Source organism: Anabaena sp. CCY 9402-a (assembly GCF_963920945.1).
Classification (GTDB): domain Bacteria; phylum Cyanobacteriota; class Cyanobacteriia; order Cyanobacteriales; family Nostocaceae; genus Trichormus; species Trichormus minutissimus.
This window is the reverse complement of sequence record NZ_CAWUDL010000199.1, coordinates 1-1,074: the sequence shown is the minus strand read 5'-3', so window position 1 is coordinate 1,074 and position 1,074 is coordinate 1. Positions and strand designations below refer to the sequence as shown.

Below are 1,074 nucleotides of genomic sequence, written 5' to 3'. Positions count from 1 at the left end.
GGTTCTTCCGGTAGTTTTATGGTGATTATTAAAATCAACTGAATTATAAGGACTATAATTTAAAGACAATAATGCCTACAATATAGATTTGATAAGTATTTAAGAGATATTAAGCATTAGATAAAAACATCAAAGTTATAAAAGTTATAATTTATATTATAAAATTGTCAGATTTCAGGTATTTACGATGAAGTTTCCTGTAGAGCAAATCTTGAATCTTCCCGATATGAAAGTATTAGATTTTCAAGAACTTGTTGGGGAAGAAATAATTATAACGATAGAAAAAAGCGTGAATTATTCGACTTGTCCTGATTGCGGAAAAATTAGCCACAGTATACATCAAAATCATTGGCGGATGATTCATGATTTACCTTGGAATAAAAAATCGGTGCTATTAAAAATAAATCGTCGCCAATTTAAATGTCACAAGTGTAAAAAAGTCTTTAGTGAAAAACTGGATTTTGTAGATAAAAGTAAAGGATATACAAAAAGATTAGCGACGGATATAGTCCAACAAGTATTAAATAGTAATATCCGTAGTGTTGCCGAAAAAAACGGCTTAAGTGATGAAGAAGTAGAATCAATGTTAAAAAAGCAAGTGTCGCAAATATTAAATATTAACTTAAGTCAGGTTAAAAAGTTAGGTATAGATGAAATATCTTTAGTTAAAGGACAAGGAAACTACTTAGCAGTATTAGTAGATTTAGATACTCATAAACCAATTGAGATAGTGCAATCAAGACGCATAGAAGATATCCGTGAAATACTTGTCAGTTGGGGGTCTGAGGTACTTAATAAAATTGAAGAAGTGAGCATTGATCTCTGGTCACCTTATAAAAATTTAGTAGAAGAGTTAATGCCAAATGCTCATGTAACTGCTGATAGATTTCATGTGATGAAACAGGTAAATGATGAATTAGATACCATGCGAAAAACTGAGAAAAAAGCAGCTATGTCGCTAGACAATCAATCAGAAAAAAAGCGCATATTAGAGGCATTAAACAAAAGCAAATATAGCTTACTTAAAAATGAAGAGTCTCTCAATGAAAAGCAAAAAGAAAAATTAAAATCTGT

1 protein-coding gene is annotated in these 1,074 nt (G+C 30.2%); it reads left to right on the top strand.

The genetic code is table 11. The annotated features are described in order from the left end of the window. Nucleotides 1-187: 187 nt before the first annotated feature. Nucleotides 188-1,074 (top strand): ISL3 family transposase (locus tag ACM0OR_RS28280; RefSeq protein WP_414579723.1); only part of this gene is annotated, 887 nt, incomplete at its 3' end.